The organism is Irregularibacter muris, from assembly GCF_024622505.1.
GTDB classification, from domain to species: Bacteria; Bacillota; Clostridia; order Eubacteriales; family Garciellaceae; genus Irregularibacter; species Irregularibacter muris.
The window spans coordinates 74,607-93,980 of record NZ_JANKAS010000003.1; the positions used below are offsets into that span (position 1 = coordinate 74,607).

Below are 19,374 nucleotides of genomic sequence, written 5' to 3' on the forward strand. Positions count from 1 at the left end.
TATACCCTCCTATCTTTTATTTATTCTTTCTTGATAAAACGCCTTTAACCCATTACTAATTTCTACATAAGCCTCCTCTCTTAGACCGTTTTTCAACAAAGATAAAAAATGTGGTCTATTGATGATTAACTTACTCACCTCACCCATGACCTCTAATTGAATAGGGGTACTGTCTTTAGGAGCTAACATAAGAATAACTAAGTGCATCCCTGTCTTTTCTTCATTATGATGAGTAAGATGAATTGCACCAAAATATAATTCTTCAATACTTGCACTTCGACAATGAAGTAAATGAAAGTTCTTATCAGAAATAAAGGTTCCACCCTTTTCTTCTCGATTACATAAATCCTGCCTTAATTGTTCTTGAGCTGATTTTTCCTCAAGTATTTCCCTACTAATGATTCCAATCAAGTCTTCCATTCCGTAAGCATTTAGTGTTTTAAGAAAAAAGTTATCCAAAATCTGTATAATCCCTTGATTATAGCTTTGCATCTGTAATAATTGATCTCTAAAGCTTATTTCTTTTGTTTTTCTTTTTTCTTTTGAAGCCATGATTTTTTCTGAAAAGTTAGATATGAATTGATCAATCTTCTCTTTATCTTCTTTTAATAAAAAGGGATTGACAATAATTACTGGAATATCATTTTTTTCAATGGAAATGGTGGAAATAATGAAGTCAATTTCCTCTTTTTCCAGCCATTTCTCTTCTATATGAAAAGTAGATATCACATCCACCACTTCAATCATTTTATATTCTTTTTCTATTCTTGCGGCTAAAAGTCTTGAGGTCCCAATCCCGCTAGGACAAGCCACGGCTACTCGAAACAAAGATTGGGGAAATACTTCTCTGTTTTCAATGGCTGCTCCCAGATGCATAGCCAGATAACCTATTTCTGACTGCGGTAGTGTTTCTCCCAAGTAATCCTCCAATGTCTTGGCGGCTTTTTGGCTAATGCTGATTAAATGGGGATATCGGGTTTTAATCTCCTCCAATAGAGGATTTCTAATGTCCATTTTCATTTTCAGTCTTTTCAAAGTAGGTCCTAAATGATTAACCAACCCCATTAACAGCTTTTCATTATTCCTCAGAAAATACCCTGTTTCTGATTCTGCTACTTTAATCATTTCCCTTGCTAATTTAACCAGTTCATAGTTTGCTATATTTTTATCTGCATTGTTATATACAATATTTTTATTTTTAGACCCCATAAGATGCATTGTAATATATCCCACCTCATCATCATGAATCTTTATATGAAAAAGATGAGAAATATTATTAGATATCTTTTTCGCGATTAAAAACTCTGGATTTTTACGGAGTTCCTGTAAAAAATTTTGATCCATTACAATTTTTTCACCGTTTTCAATGCGCTTGATGGCCAAGGCAAGGTGAACAATTAATCCCGCGTAAGCACTCTCGGCTAATTGATAACCCATATCTTCCTCAGCTTGATAGATAAGCTCTTCTAATTTTATGATGATATCCTTATCAATTAAATTCAACAGCCTATTTCTTGTCCTTATTTCAATATTTTTCGATCCCTCTGATGGATTGGTTATATTCTTTCGTACAAAATCTAACAATTGTTTTTCTTCTACATTTTTATAAATGAGATTGACTATGGCTCTTCTTTTATTCCTTTCTTCCCCCTGAATAAAAACTCCTAGCCCAGGCTTTCTCACTAATTTAAGATGATACCGCTCCAACCATTCTTCCACCTTATTTAAATCCTTACTGATGGTCCCCTCTGTAACATCTAAAATTAGGCTTAAGTAATATAATTTAATGGGTTCATTTTTTTGCAAAAGTTCACTGGTAATGATGGTCTGTCTCTCTGAGGGGGTAAATATCTTCACTGCACTTGTATTATTTATCCATTCCAACAGCTGCTCTTTTTTTTCTTTTGCACAATGCAAGGAAATGCCTACCCCAGTTTTCTTGATTAATCTTATTCCTCTTTTTACCAACCAATCTTCTATCTCTTTAAGCTCTCTTAAAATAGTTCTCGAACTTACACCAATGTCTTGGGCGATATCTGCTATAGTAATATAATCATGCGCATTACAAAGTTTTGCCAATATATCCTTTTTTCTTATACTTATTTTTTCCCTCTTCATCAAACTACCTCCCGGAGTATGTTTGGCTAAGTAACAATTGATTTTATCAAAATAACTTTCTCCAATAATGACATGATTAAATAACAACATCCCTATGAAAATGTTTTAATTTTCTTACTACTTATTATATTTTAGTCTCTAGGTCTATACAACTTAAAGATATGTAGATAAGTCCATAAGTAATTGTGACAAAATTAAATAGCTTAGGAAGTGTTCACTTCCTAAGCTATTTAATCATTTTCATATATTCTATATGATATAGAGATATTCTTTTTATAATTTTGAAGCGGCTTCCTGGTCTATAACCAATATTACATCCCTATGTAGCTGTAGGATGGAAGATGGTGCTTCAGGAGAGATCTCCCCTTTTACAGTGTTGTAAATAGCATCAGCTTTCCCTTTACCTGAAGCCATTAAAACTATTTTCTTACTTTTCATAATGGTGCCAATACCCATGGTTAAGGCCTGGGTAGGAACTTCCTCTTCACTTTCGAAGAACCTTGCATTGGCTTGAATGGTATCTTCATTTAAACCAACTAAATGGGTATCCCTCACAAACTCAGTATCAGGCTCATTAAAACCAATGTGAGAGTTATTGCCTATTCCTAGGATTTGAAGATCAATTCCTCCAGCCTTCTCAATTTTTTCTTCATATTCTCTACATTCTTTTTCTGTATCTTCAGCCATACCATTGGGTATATGGGTGTTTTGGGGATCCATGTTTACATGGTTAAAAAGTTTATCCTGCATGAAATAATAATAACTTTGAGGATTTTCCTTTTCTAATCCATAATACTCATCTAGGTTGAAGGTTTTTATTTTACTAAAATCAATGTCCCCCTTTTTGTTCGCTTCTATTAGCTTTTGGTACATTCCCTCGGGAGTGCTGCCTGTGGCAAATCCTAATACACTTTCTGGTTTTAAAATCATTTGACTAGCCACTAAAGCAGCTGCCTTTCGGCTCATTTCTTCGTGGTTCTTTGTAATAATTATTTTCATATCCTTCATCTCCTTTTATTCCATTTTTGTAACATTTAGTGGGCTTTACATAGGTCCACCCCTAGATGCTGGAATATACAATCTCGCCTTCTACTAAGGTCATAAACACATTGTAAGCCTCATCTAGGATACATAAATCTGCATCCTTCCCCTTTATTATACTCCCTTTTTTATGATGAATGTTTAATTTTTTTGCAGGATTTAGGGATAATAATCCAATGGCTTCCCATAGTTTGATGGGACTAGACTGTAAGATGTTTTTTAATGCCCCATTCATGGTTAAAATACTCCCTGCTAGAGTCCCGTCTTCTAGTCGCGCCGATTTGTCATCTACAACAACCTTCTGACCGCCTAAGTCATAGTTTCCTTCCCTGAGACAGCCTGCCCTCATAGAGTCAGTAACCAAAATTACTTTCTCCAATCCCTTAGTCTTTATAACAAAGTCTAATAAGGCTGGGTGAACATGAATGGTATCGGCGATGAGCTCACAGGTAATTTCACTTTGCAAAGCTGCTCCTACCGCTCCAGGTTCTCTATGATGTAGAGGAGTCATTGCATTAAAGAGATGGGTCCCATGGGAAATCCCCTTTTCAATAGCTTGTAAGGCTCTTTCATAATTGATATTGGTATGTCCCATAGAGAGAACCATATCCTTTATACTTCCTACTTGTTGTATAAAGGAAAATTTCTCATCTTCTTCGGGAGCTAGGGTAATGATTTTTATGACGTCTAAATAGTCCTTGATGAACTCAAATTGGGGCTTGATAATAAATTTAGGATTTTGGGCTCCCTTAAATTTCTCACTAATAAAGGGGCCTTCCATATGGGCACCTAATACCTTTGCCCCTGGCATTTTTTTATTCATAGCCTCTCTTACCCTATCTAATGCCTTATAAATACGATCTTTCCCCATGGTCATCGTGGTGGGTAAAAAGGAAGTAACCCCAGTAGTCCCTATGGTTTTACTGATGATTTCCAAATCCCTAAGAGTACCATCCATGGTATCACTACCCCCTGCCCCATGGATATGGATATCAATAAAACCTGGAGAGATATATTTGCCCTCTAGATCTATAATTTCTATGTTTTGGCTTTGGATAAATTCATCTTTGGGTAAAATTTCTTTAATTGACTTCTCAAATAGGATAATATGGTCTTCTAGTATTTCATTTTCCCCTATAATCCTTCCATTAATAAAAGCCTTCATCAGAATCACCCTTATTCTTTTATTTATTTCATCAATTCCTCAATTTCCTCCACGGTCTTGGGTATGCTCTTGGACAGTACTTCATGGCCATCTTCAGTAATGAGGACATCGTCCTCTATACGGATGCCTATTTTTTCTTCTTCTATATAAAGTCCAGGCTCTACAGTGTAGACCATACCAGGCTTTAGTATTCCTCCTCTTCTCCCCACATCATGAACGTCTAGGCCTAAATGATGGCTTATCCCATGATAATAGTATTTGGATATTTCCTCTTCCTTTTCAATAAGACCAATTTTCATGCATCCCTCTGCCAACACTTTTTTTGCTATTTTATTTAATTCATCATAGAGCAAACCTGGTTTCATAGCCTTAATAACTTCTAATTCTGCCTTTAAAACAATATTGTATATTTCTTTTTGTCTTTCACTAAATTTTCCGCTTACAGGGAAAGTTCTACTAATATCTGCACAATAATGCTGGTAATCTGCTCCTAAATCAAATAATATCAGTTCTCCCTCTTCTAGAGTATTATTATTTTCCTCATAGTGCAGAATAACAGCATTTTCTCCCGAAGCTGCTATGGTAGGGAAAGCATTGTCCCTTGCCCCTAGATAATTAATGGCAAAATCAAAGTAGGCTTCTAATTGGTATTCCTTTAGACCAGATTGCATATTGGTCATAATGTTTTTAATACCTTCTGCAGTTATTTCAATGGCCTTCTTTATTTTCTCAATTTCTTCAGGCTCTTTGATGGTTCTTAGCTCACTAATCATCGGATAGATGTCCTTAATCTGTAAATAGGGGAAACGCTTCCTTATCTCCTTAGCAAAATTTAAGCCCTTCTGTTCTTCACTATTCCATGTGGCTTTTTCCAAATCCAGATAAATATTCTCATAGGAATACTGAGCCAGTAAATTGGTCAATTTTTGCTCAAATTTATGGGTCCAGTCAATTTTAGCAATTCCTGATATATCCTCTGCCTGCTCTTTAGAATATTTTTTTCCTACCCATTTTTCTAAGATGGGATCTGCTTCATCAATAAATATTTCTTCCTCCACTTTTCCTTGGCTTTTGGTGATGATTAGCATAACATTTTCCTGATCTAGACCGGTTAAATAGTAAAAATGTCTATTTACCACAAAAGGATGGGTGGAATCTGCCGACCTTTGAGGGGCTTGCCCCGAAAATAGTACGACTATGCTATCCTCTTTTAATTGTTCTACAACTTTTTTCCTGTTTTTCATGAAAAAATCTTGTTTCATACGTTATCACTCCTTGTTCTGATTTTCCCTTTGATCATATATTCGCCATTTTATCAAGTATTCCTGCTCAATTCTATAGGAACTATGGGTCCTGTATTCTCTCTTTGCCTCTAAAACCTTCCTGTCCTTATAATAGAAACGATCAACCACAATCCCATCGCTACCGATGCCATTAGCCCTATTTTTACAAAATTAATCCCAATGATATTAAAGGCATTGCCCTGTAAGGACATTCCTACTATAAATCCACTAATGACTATACTTAGGGCTAAAAGAGCTACACTAAAGGACAGCTGATTGGCCATTTTATTTATGGTTTTTATAATCTTTTCTTCATTTTTTAAATGTACAACTATTTGTGTCTCCTTCTTATCAAATTTATTTAAAATATTTAAAAAACTGCCAGGTAATTCTCTAAAAAGTTTTGCATAATCTAAAATGCTTCCTCCCATATCCTTAGCTAGTTTTTTAGGAGAATAAATATCTAGTAATAATTTTTGTGTAATGGGCTGGGCAATTTCTACGATGTTGAGGCTAGGGTCTAACTTTGCCACCAACCCTTCTAAAATAATCAGGGTTTTGACAAGCATGGCAAATTCATTGGGAATAGTAATATGATATTGAAAGGCTAGTAGAAAAATTTCATTTAATACTTTTCCTATCTGAATTTCTTTTAAAGGAACTTCTAAATATTGATCCTTCATCCTATCAATTTCTTTTTCCAATCTTTTAAAATCTATGCTCTCTCCCATTGTCCCTATTTCACTTATGGCCTGCACCATAAGTTTGCTATTTCTTAAAGTAATCCCTACAATCATCCTAAAAAATTGTTCTCTCTTTTTCTCCCCTAATTGTCCCACAATACCCATGTCTAAAAAAACAATTCTATTTTCTGATAAAACTCTTATATTCCCTGGATGGGGATCTCCATGAAAAAAGCCGTCCCGGAGAATTTGTTCCAAAATAGAGGTGGTCAGTCTCTCTGCGATTATCACAGGATTAAAGTTTTTTCCACCCGATGATTCTATATCCCTTAGGGCATTTCCTTGGATATATTCCATGGTTAGGATTTTTTCAGTAGTATACTCTTCATATACAAGAGGGAAAAAAATATTTTTATTGTTTTTAAAGTTTTTTCTAAAAATGTTTATGTTTCTAGCCTCATTATGAAAATCCAATTCCTTATATAAGCTCTCTTTAAAATCTCTGGCCAAGGCAGTAAAGTCATATAGCTTACTATATTTGGTCCGATGATCCAAAAAACTTGCCACTTCCTCTAAGATGCCAATGTCGGAACTTATGTTTTTTTCAATTTCCGGCCTTTGTATCTTGACCACTACTCTTTTTCCATCCTTCAATTGAGCTTCGTGTACTTGAGCTATAGATGCTGTAGCCAGAGGCTTCTTTTCAAAATTCCAAAATAAATCCTGTAACTCTCCCTGTAACTCTTCTTCTATGATCTTTTTTATCATTTCAAAGGAAATAGGAGCCACATCATCTTGGAGATTTTCCAACTCTACAATAATATCAGCAGGCAATAAATCCCTACGGGTGCTTAAAATCTGACCAAACTTAATAAAAGTAGTACCCAATTCCTCTAATGCCATTCTTACCCTCTGTCCTCTTGCCAGATGGTCCTTATCATTGCTTAGATTTTTTCGAACAGGATGTACTCTGAGATGTTTTAAAAGACCCAGCTGATTTAACTGATTGTAAAAGCCATACTTAATAAATACTCCTAGAATTTCCTTCACCCGTTTTAAATTACCATATGTATTTCTCGGCCACAATTTCATCACAACCTATTTATTAGTTAGTTCTATCTCATTTTATTATGATATCCCTATACTTTCTTATTCCCTAAATCATTCAATCTAATCCTTGATCATCATTGTTCTCTTTTTGTACCAAAAACACCCAAGGTTTTATCCCTTGGGGTATGGTTAGATAACTACATCAGACATCTCTATACTGGCAATATCAATCCCACCATTTTGTTCTGTCTTATCCACGGAAAAAGCCTCTATCATGATCTTTCCATCTTTGTCTCTTAAAGATTTGGCAGGCAAAATCACTTTAAATTCACTTCCCTGTCCTACTTCACTAAATACTTCTATGCTTCCCTGATGCATTTCTACTAGGTGCTTCACTAGGGACAAACCTATACCACTTCCCCTTGGATTGGTTTCATGGAGGTCATATCCCTGTTTAAATCGTTCAAAAATACTTTCCCTTAGGGTTTTCTCAATCCCTACCCCCGTATCTTTAACGCTTATGGCCACCGCATCTTTAAGATCATTGACCACGACTTGTATTTCGCCACCTGCTAGTGTAAATTTTATGGCATTGGATAATAGGTTCAATAATATCCTTTCCACAGAGTTAATGTCTATGGCTAATATTTTTTCCTCTATATCGGTATCGAAAATAAAAGATATGTTTTTTTCCTCCATATAGGGAATGACTGAATAGCTAATATCCTCTACTACTTGTACGATATTATAATTTTTCATCTCTATTGGAAAATATCCCGAATCTATTTTATTCATGTCGATTAAATTATTAATGAGACGAATCATTCTATTGCAGTTCTGTTTGAGAACGCTTACATATTTGCCCATCTTAGGAGACTCTATTCCTGCCTCTATTTTTATCAAATGACTAACAGCAGAAATGATATTAATAGGTGTTTTAAGTTCATGGGAAAGATTGGTATAAAAATCAATTTTAAACTCATCTAGTCTTCTTTTTTCTTCCAACTTTCTTTCCTTTTCCTCCATATCCCTTTGCAGCTCTTCAGCCACCTTCTTTTGAGTAACCTCTCTTAATATGGTCAATACTATTTCGTCTTCTTTATCTCCATAGAGGGAGGAAAAGGATTCTACATAATGTAGGTTTTTATGGCTATCTAAAATTATATATTCACTACTGACATAGGTGTTGTTATTAAATAAGTTTTTGCCTTTTTCCCGGATATTCTTTATATCAGAATAAGGTAATATGGATAAAAGATTCATTCCAATAGCTTTTTTCTTGTCCTCTATACCAAATAGTTTGGCACAAGCGGCATTTGCATATATACATTTTAAATTGTGATGCAAAATTACAGCATCAGGCATGCTATCCATAAGCAATCTATACCTTTTTTGACTATCGATTAATAATTTTTGGTTATTTTTAATAGGAGTAATGTCCCGGAAGCTATGTAACCATCCCTTGGTATTATACACCTGAAAAGGAGTGATGAAGCTTTCAAAATATCGACCGTCTAGAAGAGCTATTTCAAAATGACCTTCATTATGGGTATGATAAACTTCCTGAATATTATTCAAAAATGTTTTAGGATCCTTAGTCATCTTCGCAGCATAATGTTTTGCCTGCTCATTATCCCTATTTTTAGATAAAAAATCTGACAATCCCCACATACAGGCAAATCGGTTATTATAATGAATAATTTCTCCTTGGTCATTCATAACCATAATCCCTTCTTCTAAGGAATTTAATACTTTCTGTAGAATGACCTCTTGTTGCTGTAAGTGTTCTTTTATTTCATTTTTATTCTCTATCTCCTGTCGAAGCTTTTCATTGCTTTCTATTAATAAAGAATAAGGCATTTTTAGATAATCGCCTATGATGGCCTTATAAATAAAATAAAAGGATATGAATTTTAAATTATGCCCCATGATATTGAAAAAAGTCAACTTACTTATATGAAAGATAAAACAAATCTCAGACAAAATAGACGCACCCAAGGCTAACATAGTGAAGGTACATATTTCAGGTTTATAATGTTCTTTGTCATTCCATAAGCGCATCATATTGATGGATAGAATAATGATGAGGAAGTAGTGACTCCACATTGTTGTAAAATAAGAGACCCTATAGGACATTTCAATATATCTAACTATATTGTGACCTATTATTCCCCCTATCATTAATAAAAGTATCGTGCCATAAATAATTACTACCTTTTTTCTCTTTAAGCTCTGATGAAAAAAAGTAATAGCCAAAATTAAAGTAATTCCCTCAAAATATCGCCCACAAAACAAAGTATTAGAGAATATATCCCAGTTTACATCTGCTCCCAAGTGAGGTTGAAGGGTATGGGCAACATCAATGGCAGTTACAATACTGTAACTAGCACCTAGAATGAGTAATTTATAGTCTTTGTTTAGTTTATAGGTATTAAAGGAAGTGATGGATATACTAAATCCCATGATCACGATAAGAGTCTGAATAGAGAGATGGAATAAGGAGAAATTTTTTCCACCAATATAAGTTAGCATCCCTAAGATGATTAGAAAGAAACAAGTAAAATAAAAAGCTTTTGTATCCTTTATATGGAACTTATCCCTTTTTACTTTATTATTTATTGAATCCTGAGCTAGACTAGTCATCCCATTCCCTCCCTTCTTTCCCCCTGAAAAGAATTTGTTTCGGTAAATGAACCTATTTAAAGAGTCTCATTGTTATCATTCGACACTATGCTGTTATTTCCTTTAAAGCTTGCTAAAAAGTTTCATATTATTTTTAGACAGGAACACTCGTTCTGAATGCTTTTAGAGATTTTCTCTCTGGAAGAAGAGGGGATGACTTGTCCTTTTTTGTATAAACTGTATAATAAATGAAAAGCCCTTTAAAATATAAACAATAAGGAAGGATGTATATTATGCTAGATAGGGAAAAAGGAGAAAAATTACTCCATCAACATGTAATCACTCCCCATATCCTCAAGCACTCCTATGCCGTAGAAAGTGTGATGAGAGCTTTAGCCAGAAGACTGGAGCCAGAAAGTGAAGATTTATGGGGACTAGCTGGACTATTGCACGATCTAGATAATGATTTAGTGGATTGGCAATCTGATATGTCCCTTCATGGACCAAAGACTGTTGAATTATTAAGGAATGCCAATTTAGGTAACGAGGAAATGTATCAGGCTATTCTAGCCCATAACCCGGCTACAAAGGTAAAACCTAAAGCTAAATTTGAGCGGGCTCTTTATGCAGGGGATCCCATTACAGGATTCATCACCGCTATTGCCCTAGTATATCCTAGTAAACAACTTAAAGATGTAAAAGTAAAGTCTATAACCAAAAGAATGAAAGAGGTCCGCTTTGCTGCAGGAGCCAATAGGGAAGCTATGGCCTCCATAGAAATGCTGGATATCCCCTTCCCAGAATTTGCAGAGCTTTCTTTAAATGCTATGCGAGAAATTTCTGAAATATTAGGATTATAAAAAAACAAAAATCCATGGAGTTGGTGCTCTATGGATTTTTGTTTTTCTTTTTACTTATTAGTTTTTTTCCATTAATTCCATGAAAACATTTCACCATCCCAGGGGAAACTATCATTAATCACCTATTTTTATATTTTAAATATGATGAATTATAACAACATAAACGGGGAGATTTTTAATGAAATGTACTGATTTTATATTTCAAGGAAAGGATGGTAAGTCCCTACAGGGATATAGATGGAGTGGAAAAGACTCAGTTGAGCCTAAGGCTATTATTCAGATTTCCCATGGAATGATGGAGCAGGGACAAAATTATGAGGATTTTTCCCATCCCCTAGTAGAGGCCGATTATGTGGTCTATGCCAATGATCATCGGGGGCACGGTAGAAATGTAAAAACAATAGATGAATTGGGATATTTTGCAGAAAAAGGAGGGTGGAACATAGCGGTTGGAGATATGCGGCAACTCACCAAAATTATCCAAAGAGATTATCCTCAAAAGCCCATTTATCTCTTTGGCTATAGTCTGGGTTCTTTACTTGTCCGGGATTATATCACCCACTGTCCTCAAAGTGTAGTGGGTGTCATCCTATGTGGTACCCATGGAGGAATAGGTGGATGGAATGTTATTGCCATGACAGCATTAAAATGGATGATGAAGTGGAAGGGGAAAAAGATGATTAGTCCCTTTTTAAATCAATTATCCCTAGGAAATTCCCAGGGGTTACTTCCTTTATCCCATATTCCAATCCCTTCAAAGCCTATAAAAAATATACCCCCTATAAACTCCATGGATTCTGTGTTTTATAGACAGCATTATAAAATTAGTTTTTATTATGATTTGTTATATGGTCTTAAGAAGGTATGTGATCCTAAAGTCATCCATGCTGTCCCAAAAGATCTACCTATTTACTTATTTTCAGGGGAAAAAGACCCCGTGGGCGACCATACCAAAGGCGTGCTCAAAGTCTATCATTCTTATCTTAAAGCAGGTATGAAAAATGTATATTGTCGATTTTATAAAAACGTCGGTCATGAAATTTATAATGAAAGTAATAAGTCGATGGTATTTAAAGATTTAATTGAATGGTTGGAGGATAATGCTCCAAATATAAAAAAATAAAAAGCCCAAGAGGGATTAGAAGTGAAAGAGCTGTGGCAAGAACATATAATATATATGCTTGTGCCACAGCTCTTGATTTATCTCTAAAATCCAAACTCTTCCTTTAACATCAGAAGGGTATGGGTATCCACCCCTGAAAGAATGGCACTCATCACTTCTTTTTGTTGCTTAGGTGGAAGGGTTCCATAGGACTTTTTTGCATCCTCTATATCTTTTTGAGAATGATCATCCGGATTTTTGATCATATTTTCTATAGACTTTTGAATTCTATCAATCACATCTTTTTGGTTATTTTCCTCAAGAATCTCCTTTATTTTGTCTAAATCCTCTAGAACATTGCCCAATATGTTTTCCACCTTTTCTTTTTCCTTTTCCTCTAAATCTAAAAATTGAAGGGCCCATTGGATTTTGCCCTCTTTATCTAAGGCAACATGTAATTGTCCATCCTTAACAGCAATATAGGAAATGGATAGGGGTAAAATACTTTTATCTATCTTTATCTTACCTTCCTCAATAGTAAAATGCTCACTGTCTTGTTTTTCTATTGTGCTGAGTAAGAAAGACTTAGGAATAGGTAGTTTTCCTACCATCACTTTATTAGGACGGTAATAAATATAAGGCTGTTCAAAATGAATGCTTCCCCGGGAAGTCAATGTAAAGGATAATCCCCTGTAGACAATAGGTACATGCAGGATGAGTTCTTCTTTTTTCATGTCAATTCCAATATCTTTTATTTTTAAATTGCCTATTATCCTATCTTCATTAAATTCTTTCTTGAGTAGGGCATTGATTTGATCCTTATTTAATATAATTTCTCCCTTTTCCCCTAAGGCATTTTCCATAAGACTAAATACCTGATGATCTTCATCGGATATTGAAGGCGGTTGGGGCTGCCAAAGGGCAAGGCCTAAGGTAAATAAAAATATCACCAGAAAGGCAAATATTAATTTCTTTTTGAAGAACTTTCTCTTGGTCATGGGATTATCTCCTTTAGCACTTTTATGCTTTTAATATTTCCTTGTTCCTCTCTTTTATTCTATTGTATTTTTGCGGGATATTCCACTACATTTTTCTTCTACCTCTTCCAAATCTGGTATAGATTGTCTTCCCCCTAATTTTTCCACAGATAGAGCAGATGTAGCTGATGAAAATTTAAGATTTTTCATCAGGGAAAAATCCCTTAATAGTCCATAGGCAAAAGCCCCGTGAAAAATATCTCCTGCCCCTGTTGTGTCAATAGCTTTGGCATTATAAGCAGGTAGCTTTATTATTTCACCCTGCTTATCGTAGATCAATCCCTGATCTCCCAAGGTCACTACCACTTGCTGTGGGGATAGTTTTTTCAATCTATCCATACACTTTTTATAATTTTCTGCGGAATCTAAATCCTCTATTGTACTATATTGTTTAGCAAACTTTTCTGAAGCCACCAGATAATCTACCTTCCTAGCCAATATCTCTGTAGCCTCCTTTAAAGATCCTGCATCTAAAAGGCTAATGGCTTTGGGAAATCTCTCTAAAATTTCTAAAGAAGCTTTCAACTCATGACCATCTACCAAAATAACCTTAGGTTGAATATTTTCTAAAAGCTGCTTATTGATTTTCAGACCTCTATGGGGCAGTTTTCTATTGATAATGGTCCTACTCCCATTTTCTTTATTGATGAGAATAGTGGAAAAAGGAGTGGGATAATTTTTTTCTATTTCTATTAAGGAAAGATCCACATCTACTTCTTGAAACTCTCTAATGATTCTTTCTCCATAGATATCCTCCCCGATCAAGCCCACAAATCCAGTTTTCACTCCCCACTTAGCTAATAAATAGGCAGCATTAGCAGCAGGACCACCCCCTGCTTCTAGGGATTCTTCAATAGAATATTTGTCATTTTCCTGCGGGTATTTCTCCAAAGGCAATGTAACATCATAAGCTGCATGACCAATACATAGTATGTCCATTTAACATCCTCCTTTACAAGATTCAACTAAAATATTACTTACTTTCTTAGAAAAAGTAAAAGCCCTAAAAAGGGCTTTTACTGATTATTCTTCCTCTTCCACTATATGATTCAAGGCTGGGCTCTTTGTTTTAACAAAGCTTGGGATAATGAGGACGAATAACGCGATAGCCACCAGTATATATATCCCCGCACTTCCTAAAAAGCTAGTTGCCTTACCAAATAGTATGCCTACTACACCAAAGTCAAAATCTCCAAAGGTAGTATTTTGGAATCCTAAATCTCCTAGCACAGGTAGTAGTAATGCAGGGAGGAAGGTAATGCCCAATCCATTGACAAAGGATCCTATAATAGCTCCTCTTCTCCCTCCAGTAGCATTTCCATAGATACCTGCTGTTGCTCCGCAGAAGAAGTGGGGCACTAAGCCTGGAATAATCAGAACTCCGCCTAAAGCTCCTAGGATAAACATTCCCACTATACCTCCTACAAAACTAGCTAAAAATCCAATCACTACAGCTGTAGGTGCATAGGTGAAAAGAACGGCACAATCTACAGCGGGTACTGCATTGGGGATAATTTTTCTGGAAATTCCTTCAAAAGCAGGAATTAAATCTCCTAGAATCATTCGCACTCCATTGTATACAATGGTTACCCCTACAGCAAATTTCAAAGCCGCCATAGCAGCAAATACGATAAAGTTGGTGCCATCAGATAATCCTTCTACAAAGGCAGGTCCTGCTGCAATAGCCGCAATGAGATAAAAGACCAACATAGTAATGGCGGTAGAGATGGTGGTATCCCGTAGAAATCCATATTTCTCTGGTATCTCAATGTCCTCTGTGCTATTTTCAGGCTTACCCACCAACTTTCCTACCCAAGCCGATAAGTAATAGCCTAGACTCCCAAAGTGACCCATGGCGATATCATCACCCTCCGTAGCCTGAAGGGTATATTTTTGTCCTATAGCTGGAGAAATGGCACTCCAAGCCCCTAAGACAAAGCCACCTATTAAGATCAATGTAGTCCCTTCTAATCCTGTTGTACTCAATACTGCGGATAATAAACAAGCCATGAAAAATGAATGATGACCTGTTAAAAATATATACTTGTACTTCGTAAATCGTGCAATAAGAATATTGAATATTAGACCAAACAATAGGATAAACATAGTCTCTTTTCCTAATAAATCCTGAGCAATAGCTACAATGGCCTCATTGTTAGGCACTACCCCTTTAATATTGAAACCATATTCAATCATTTTCCCTAAAGGTTCTAGGTTAGCCACTAAAAAATCCGCACCTGCACCTAGCATCAAATAACCTAAAATAGGTTTTAATGTGCCTGTCATGATTCGATTAAAGGGTCGACGTAGTGCCAACAACCCTACAAGGGATATCAATCCCATCAACAAAGCTGGCTGGGTTAAAATATCTTGAGAAATCACTCGCAATATACCCATGAATATTCCTCCTTTTTATTTTTTTACTGAAATCCTTCAAAACATCTGGTTTTATTTGTTAGCCTTCTCCAATAAAGTGTCTAAAACATCTTCTTTGATCTTCTTTTTATTGACATAACTTCTAACCACCACTAATTCTTTTCCTTCAAATTGGCTAGCCAATTCCTTCACTGTAATAATCAAATCACTTTTCTTTCCCTGGGCTGAATTAAAATCTGTCGATTCTACATTGGCTTTAATGCCCTCTTCTTCACATATCTGCTCTACTCTCATTTTCAACATTAAGCTACTGCCTATACCATTACCACATACCGTCAGAATGTTTAACATAAAATTCCTCCCTTTCTTTGCTCTAAATATCAAAAGCTCTTAGAATATTGATGACTTCTTCTTTATCCTTTGCTTGAATAATTTTTTCTATGGTTTCCTGGTCATCTAGTATTTCTACCCATCGGGATAAAAATCCTAAATGGCTTTTATCATCCCCAGAAGAAAAGCTCACCACCAACTTCACAGGGTCGTTGTCCTCACTTCCAAAGTTTATGGGATTCTTCAAGGTTAGTAAGCTCATACCCATCTTTAAGGCTCCCCTTTCAGGTCGAGCATGGGGCAGGGCAACTCCTTCAGTGATGACAATATAGGGGCCTAACTCCTTCACCGTATTGATCATGGCTTCAATATATTCTTCTGTTATTGCCCCTATCTTTAACAATAATTGCCCACCTTTTCTAATGGCTTCTTCCCAATTCTCTACCTCTGTATTTAATTCAATACTTTCCTTAGTAAGAAGATCTTTAATCACTTAAGCACCCCCTGCTTGTTTATTCTTACCTCATAGATAAGTATTCATATAATTACCCATTTCCTCCACCATATAACATTACCAGCTTGTATATAAAAAAAATTTCAAATAAAAACTCTCTATCTCCACTTTTTTCAAAGTGGAGATAGAGAGTATGATGATGTTTAATCAATATTTTAAAAGGCAGACAAATCATGAAATGATCTAGCTATTATTTTGTTTTCCCTCGAATATATTTTTCATAAATCCTTTTATGTCTTTGTACATCCCGAATAGCTTTCTGCTTTTTATAGGCTTCCTGTAGACTCATGATCAGCAGAACACTCATCACAAGAAGAATAATGGCAAAGGGCAGGCCTGTGGTGATTACAGCTGTTTGAAGGGCATTTAGAGCCTTCTCTCCACCGATTAATAAAAGAACAGCTGCCACAAATCCTTCCATAAAAGCCCAAAATACTCTTTGGGGTATGGGAGAATTGGGTTTGCCACCGGAGGAGATATTATCCACTACCAGAGAACCCGAGTCACTAGAGGTAACAAAAAATGAAATTACCAATATTGTCCCAACGATAGAGAGTAAGACTCGGAGACTACCTTGAAAAACAGGCATTTTTAGTAGATTAATCATTTCAAAAAGAGCAACGGGTAACTGATCCTGTACTACCTGAAATAAACTACCGTCTGCCAGATTATTAAGATAAATTGCCGTACCCCCAAATACTGATACCCATAAAAAGGACAATAAGGAGGGAACAATTAACACCGCCAAGACAAACTCTCGAATGGTTCGACCCTTAGAGATTTTTGCAATAAACATTCCTACAAAGGGTGACCAAGATATCCACCAAGCTAAATAAAATATAGACCATTGGCCTTGCCATGCACTATTTTTTTCTGAAATAAAAAAAGAGGTCTTAATAAAATCATTAATATAGATTCCTAAAGAATTGGAAAATAGTCGTAGGATATATCCCGTAGGTCCAATGAGAAGAACAGCCAGCATAAATACAGCTGCAATACGTATATTTAATTCAGATAGAATTTTCACGCCTTTATCCAGGCCTGAAACAACTGAGGCAGTGGCCATAAGGGTAATGATGGCAATAAGTACTACCTGTATATTTACACTAAAGGGAATACCAAATAAATAATTTAATCCACTATTGATTTGCTGTACCCCTAGTCCCAAAGAGGTAGCTAGTCCAAATAAACAGGATAGAATAGCTAAAATATCTATAATGTCCCCCAAAACTCCAAATACTTTGTCTTTGAATATAGGGTAAAATACCGAGCGCAAGGAAAGAGGCATATTTTTATTATAGGCAAAATAGGCTAAGGCCAGAGAAATTAATGCATAGATTCCCCAAGGGTGCATTCCCCAGTGAAAAAATGTCGTAGCCATAGCGGAATAGGCCTGGTTAGAATTTTCAAATATAGGAGGAAGAATATTAGAGTGTTGTAGGGGTTCCCCTACAGACCAAAACATTAAACCAATTCCCATACCGGCAGAGATTAACATAGAATACCAAGCAAAGTTAGAAAATTCAGGTTTACTATGATAACCCCCAATTCTGACATTCCCCAATTTGGAAAAGGCAAAGAGAAGGCAGACAACAATGAAAACATTACTAGATAGTACGAATATCCAATCAAATCGAGATAGGATAAGATTTTTTATTCCCTCAAACATTACACTAGCTCGATCTAAATTAATCAAGGCATAGCCAGAAAATAATAGAATAAATAACCCAGCTACAATAGATACTACAGGGTTCATATCAAAGCCAAAACCCTTAAAGTTCCTACTATATAGTTTTTCTTCTAATTCTTTGGTATGATCATCATTCATTTCAAAACTCCTTTATAATTTCTTTGGGTAGACATTTTCCCCACAGTTTTCTAGTATCACATAAAACTTAATTTTTGTAAAGGGTTGTCACTTTAATAACTAAATTTTTTCCCGAAAAATATAATTATATACCTATTGTGATCGGTTGCCATACAGTCTATTCAAAGAAATTTAGGTCATAAAAAAAATCGCCTGTTTAAAGACGATTTTTTATGAAGGCGGAAAATTTGTCTTGCTGGCCAGAGGCCAAACTTTCCTATTTTATAACTGGGGGAATAGCCGCTTACTTTTTATATCATTACTTTATACTTGGTATCCACTGGGATTTCTTTCCTGCCATCTCCAAGAATCCCTGCACATATCCTCAATGCCTTTTTCTGCTATCCACCCTAATTCTTTTTTTGCCTTCGTAACATCTGCATAGCATTTGGCAATATCTCCTGGTCTTCTGTCTGTTAATTCATAGGCTATTTTTTGTCCTGTAGCCTTTTCAAAGTTTTTTACAATATCTAGTACACTATAGCCTGTTCCTGTCCCCAGATTATAGGCTTCTACCCCTGTAGTATTCATAATTTTCTCTAGGGCTTTAATATGTCCCTTGGCGAGATCTACCACATGAATATAATCCCTAACTCCAGTACCATCATGGGTATCATAATTATTTCCAAAAACACTGAGCTTCTCTCTCTTGCCTACGGCCACTTGGGTTATATAGGGCATGAGGTTATTGGGCATACCGCTGGGGTCTTCCCCTATTCTCCCACTTTCATGGGCACCAATAGGATTAAAGTATCTCAGTAGGGCTACACTCCACTCATTATCCCCTACGTATACATCCTGAAGGATGTTTTCTATCATTAGCTTGGTACTCCCATAGGGATTGGTAGTACTCAAGGGGAAATCTTCCGAAATAGGCACCCTATCGGGCATACCATATACAGTAGCCGAGGAACTAAATACCATTTTCTTGATTTGGTGTTTCTCCATGACTTCACAAAGCATTAAAGTTCCTGTGATATTGTTGTGATAATATTTCAAGGGTATACCCACCGATTCCCCTACAGCCTTTAATCCCGCAAAATGGATGACCGCATCTATAGCATTATCTGAAAATACTTTCTCTAGTCCTTCCTTATCCAATAGATCTATCTGATAAAACTTAAAGTCCTTACCGGTGATTTCCTTTACTCTCTCTAAAGCCTGCATCTTACTATTGGAAAGATTATCCACTACTACAATATCATAGCCTTCATTTAATAGCTCTACACAGGTATGGCTTCCTATATATCCCGCTCCACCAGTAATCAAAACTTGCATTCTTATCCCCCCTGAATATTAGATTTTTCTTTTACCTTATCTCCTACC

The 19,374-nt window shown here is 35.8% G+C and carries 15 protein-coding genes; 2 read left to right on the forward strand and 13 right to left on the reverse strand.

Annotated elements, in window-relative coordinates; all coding sequences use genetic code 11:
* Positions 1 to 9 precede the first annotated feature (9 nt).
* The 6 genes from NSA47_RS04755 to NSA47_RS04780 all read right to left on the reverse strand — a co-directional run bounded on the left by NSA47_RS04755 (position 10) and on the right by NSA47_RS04780 (position 9,983).
* Positions 10 to 2,118: a BglG family transcription antiterminator gene (locus NSA47_RS04755; protein WP_257529768.1), complete on the reverse strand. Its 2,109-nt coding sequence runs from the start codon at positions 2,116 to 2,118 to the stop codon at positions 10 to 12.
* A gap of 273 nt (positions 2,119 to 2,391) precedes the next feature.
* Complete coding sequence (gene nagB / locus NSA47_RS04760; protein ID WP_257529769.1) at positions 2,392 to 3,117, reverse strand: glucosamine-6-phosphate deaminase; 726 nt, start codon at positions 3,115 to 3,117, stop codon at positions 2,392 to 2,394.
* A gap of 61 nt (positions 3,118 to 3,178) precedes the next feature.
* Positions 3,179 to 4,324 (reverse strand): N-acetylglucosamine-6-phosphate deacetylase, encoded by a 1,146-nt coding sequence (gene nagA, locus NSA47_RS04765; RefSeq protein ID WP_257529770.1) that lies wholly within the window; start codon positions 4,322 to 4,324, stop codon positions 3,179 to 3,181.
* Between the two features lie 23 nt (positions 4,325 to 4,347).
* Positions 4,348 to 5,586, reverse strand: coding sequence for an aminopeptidase P family protein (locus NSA47_RS04770; RefSeq protein ID WP_257529771.1), 1,239 nt, complete (start codon positions 5,584 to 5,586; stop codon positions 4,348 to 4,350).
* A gap of 110 nt (positions 5,587 to 5,696) precedes the next feature.
* On the reverse strand, positions 5,697 to 7,382 hold the full coding sequence (locus NSA47_RS04775; protein ID WP_257529772.1) for an ABC1 kinase family protein: 1,686 nt from the start codon (positions 7,380 to 7,382) through the stop codon (positions 5,697 to 5,699).
* A gap of 147 nt (positions 7,383 to 7,529) precedes the next feature.
* Positions 7,530 to 9,983, reverse strand: coding sequence for an MASE3 domain-containing protein (locus NSA47_RS04780; RefSeq protein WP_257529773.1), 2,454 nt, complete (start codon positions 9,981 to 9,983; stop codon positions 7,530 to 7,532).
* Positions 9,984 to 10,255: 272 nt separating this feature from the next.
* Here NSA47_RS04780 and NSA47_RS04785 point away from each other — a divergent pair, with 272 nt between their 5' ends.
* Positions 10,256 to 10,822, forward strand: coding sequence for an HD domain-containing protein (locus tag NSA47_RS04785; protein WP_257529774.1), 567 nt, complete (start codon positions 10,256 to 10,258; stop codon positions 10,820 to 10,822).
* 178 nt (positions 10,823 to 11,000) lie between these two features.
* A complete protein-coding gene (locus tag NSA47_RS04790) occupies positions 11,001 to 11,945 on the forward strand; it encodes an alpha/beta hydrolase (RefSeq protein WP_257529775.1) in 945 nt (314 codons plus the stop codon).
* An 83-nt stretch (positions 11,946 to 12,028) separates the two neighbouring features.
* On the opposite strand, the gene NSA47_RS04795 is transcribed toward NSA47_RS04790, so the two are convergent.
* The 7 genes from NSA47_RS04795 to galE all read right to left on the reverse strand — a co-directional run bounded on the left by NSA47_RS04795 (position 12,029) and on the right by galE (position 19,326).
* Positions 12,029 to 12,922 (reverse strand): hypothetical protein, encoded by an 894-nt coding sequence (locus tag NSA47_RS04795; protein ID WP_257529776.1) that lies wholly within the window; start codon positions 12,920 to 12,922, stop codon positions 12,029 to 12,031.
* Positions 12,923 to 12,976: 54 nt separating this feature from the next.
* A complete protein-coding gene (locus NSA47_RS04800; RefSeq protein WP_257529777.1) occupies positions 12,977 to 13,900 on the reverse strand; it encodes a carbohydrate kinase family protein in 924 nt (307 codons plus the stop codon).
* Positions 13,901 to 13,984: 84 nt separating this feature from the next.
* Positions 13,985 to 15,358 (reverse strand): PTS ascorbate transporter subunit IIC, encoded by a 1,374-nt coding sequence (gene ulaA, locus NSA47_RS04805; protein WP_257529778.1) that lies wholly within the window; start codon positions 15,356 to 15,358, stop codon positions 13,985 to 13,987.
* 51 nt (positions 15,359 to 15,409) lie between these two features.
* Positions 15,410 to 15,688, reverse strand: a complete 279-nt coding sequence (locus NSA47_RS04810; RefSeq protein WP_257529779.1) for a PTS sugar transporter subunit IIB — start codon at positions 15,686 to 15,688, stop codon at positions 15,410 to 15,412.
* Positions 15,689 to 15,710: 22 nt separating this feature from the next.
* Positions 15,711 to 16,160: a PTS sugar transporter subunit IIA gene (locus NSA47_RS04815; protein ID WP_257529780.1), complete on the reverse strand. Its 450-nt coding sequence runs from the start codon at positions 16,158 to 16,160 to the stop codon at positions 15,711 to 15,713.
* A 211-nt stretch (positions 16,161 to 16,371) separates the two neighbouring features.
* Positions 16,372 to 18,009, reverse strand: a complete 1,638-nt coding sequence (locus NSA47_RS04820; RefSeq protein WP_257529781.1) for a BCCT family transporter — start codon at positions 18,007 to 18,009, stop codon at positions 16,372 to 16,374.
* A gap of 303 nt (positions 18,010 to 18,312) precedes the next feature.
* Positions 18,313 to 19,326 carry a UDP-glucose 4-epimerase GalE gene (gene galE, locus NSA47_RS04825; RefSeq protein WP_257529782.1) on the reverse strand — a complete coding sequence of 338 codons (1,014 nt, stop codon included), beginning with the start codon at positions 19,324 to 19,326 and terminating at the stop codon, positions 18,313 to 18,315.
* Between the last annotated feature and the right edge of the window lie 48 nt (positions 19,327 to 19,374).

What these genes read in the sequence shown, in the direction of transcription:
- nagB (WP_257529769.1), bottom strand. Translation starts at nt 3,117, where the DNA reads ATGAAAATAATTATTACAAAGAACCACGAAGAAATGAGCCGAAAGGCA.
- galE (WP_257529782.1), bottom strand. Translation starts at nt 19,326, where the DNA reads ATGCAAGTTTTGATTACTGGTGGAGCGGGATATATAGGAAGCCATACC.
- NSA47_RS04790 (WP_257529775.1), top strand. Translation starts at nt 11,001, where the DNA reads ATGAAATGTACTGATTTTATATTTCAAGGAAAGGATGGTAAGTCCCTA.
- NSA47_RS04795 (WP_257529776.1), bottom strand. Translation starts at nt 12,922, where the DNA reads ATGACCAAGAGAAAGTTCTTCAAAAAGAAATTAATATTTGCCTTTCTG.
- ulaA (WP_257529778.1), bottom strand. Translation starts at nt 15,358, where the DNA reads ATGGGTATATTGCGAGTGATTTCTCAAGATATTTTAACCCAGCCAGCT.
- NSA47_RS04820 (WP_257529781.1), bottom strand. Translation starts at nt 18,009, where the DNA reads ATGAATGATGATCATACCAAAGAATTAGAAGAAAAACTATATAGTAGG.
- NSA47_RS04755 (WP_257529768.1), bottom strand. Translation starts at nt 2,118, where the DNA reads ATGAAGAGGGAAAAAATAAGTATAAGAAAAAAGGATATATTGGCAAAA.
- NSA47_RS04770 (WP_257529771.1), bottom strand. Translation starts at nt 5,586, where the DNA reads ATGAAACAAGATTTTTTCATGAAAAACAGGAAAAAAGTTGTAGAACAA.
- NSA47_RS04780 (WP_257529773.1), bottom strand. Translation starts at nt 9,983, where the DNA reads ATGACTAGTCTAGCTCAGGATTCAATAAATAATAAAGTAAAAAGGGAT.
- NSA47_RS04810 (WP_257529779.1), bottom strand. Translation starts at nt 15,688, where the DNA reads ATGTTAAACATTCTGACGGTATGTGGTAATGGTATAGGCAGTAGCTTA.
- NSA47_RS04775 (WP_257529772.1), bottom strand. Translation starts at nt 7,382, where the DNA reads ATGAAATTGTGGCCGAGAAATACATATGGTAATTTAAAACGGGTGAAG.
- NSA47_RS04800 (WP_257529777.1), bottom strand. Translation starts at nt 13,900, where the DNA reads ATGGACATACTATGTATTGGTCATGCAGCTTATGATGTTACATTGCCT.
- NSA47_RS04785 (WP_257529774.1), top strand. Translation starts at nt 10,256, where the DNA reads ATGCTAGATAGGGAAAAAGGAGAAAAATTACTCCATCAACATGTAATC.
- nagA (WP_257529770.1), bottom strand. Translation starts at nt 4,324, where the DNA reads ATGAAGGCTTTTATTAATGGAAGGATTATAGGGGAAAATGAAATACTA.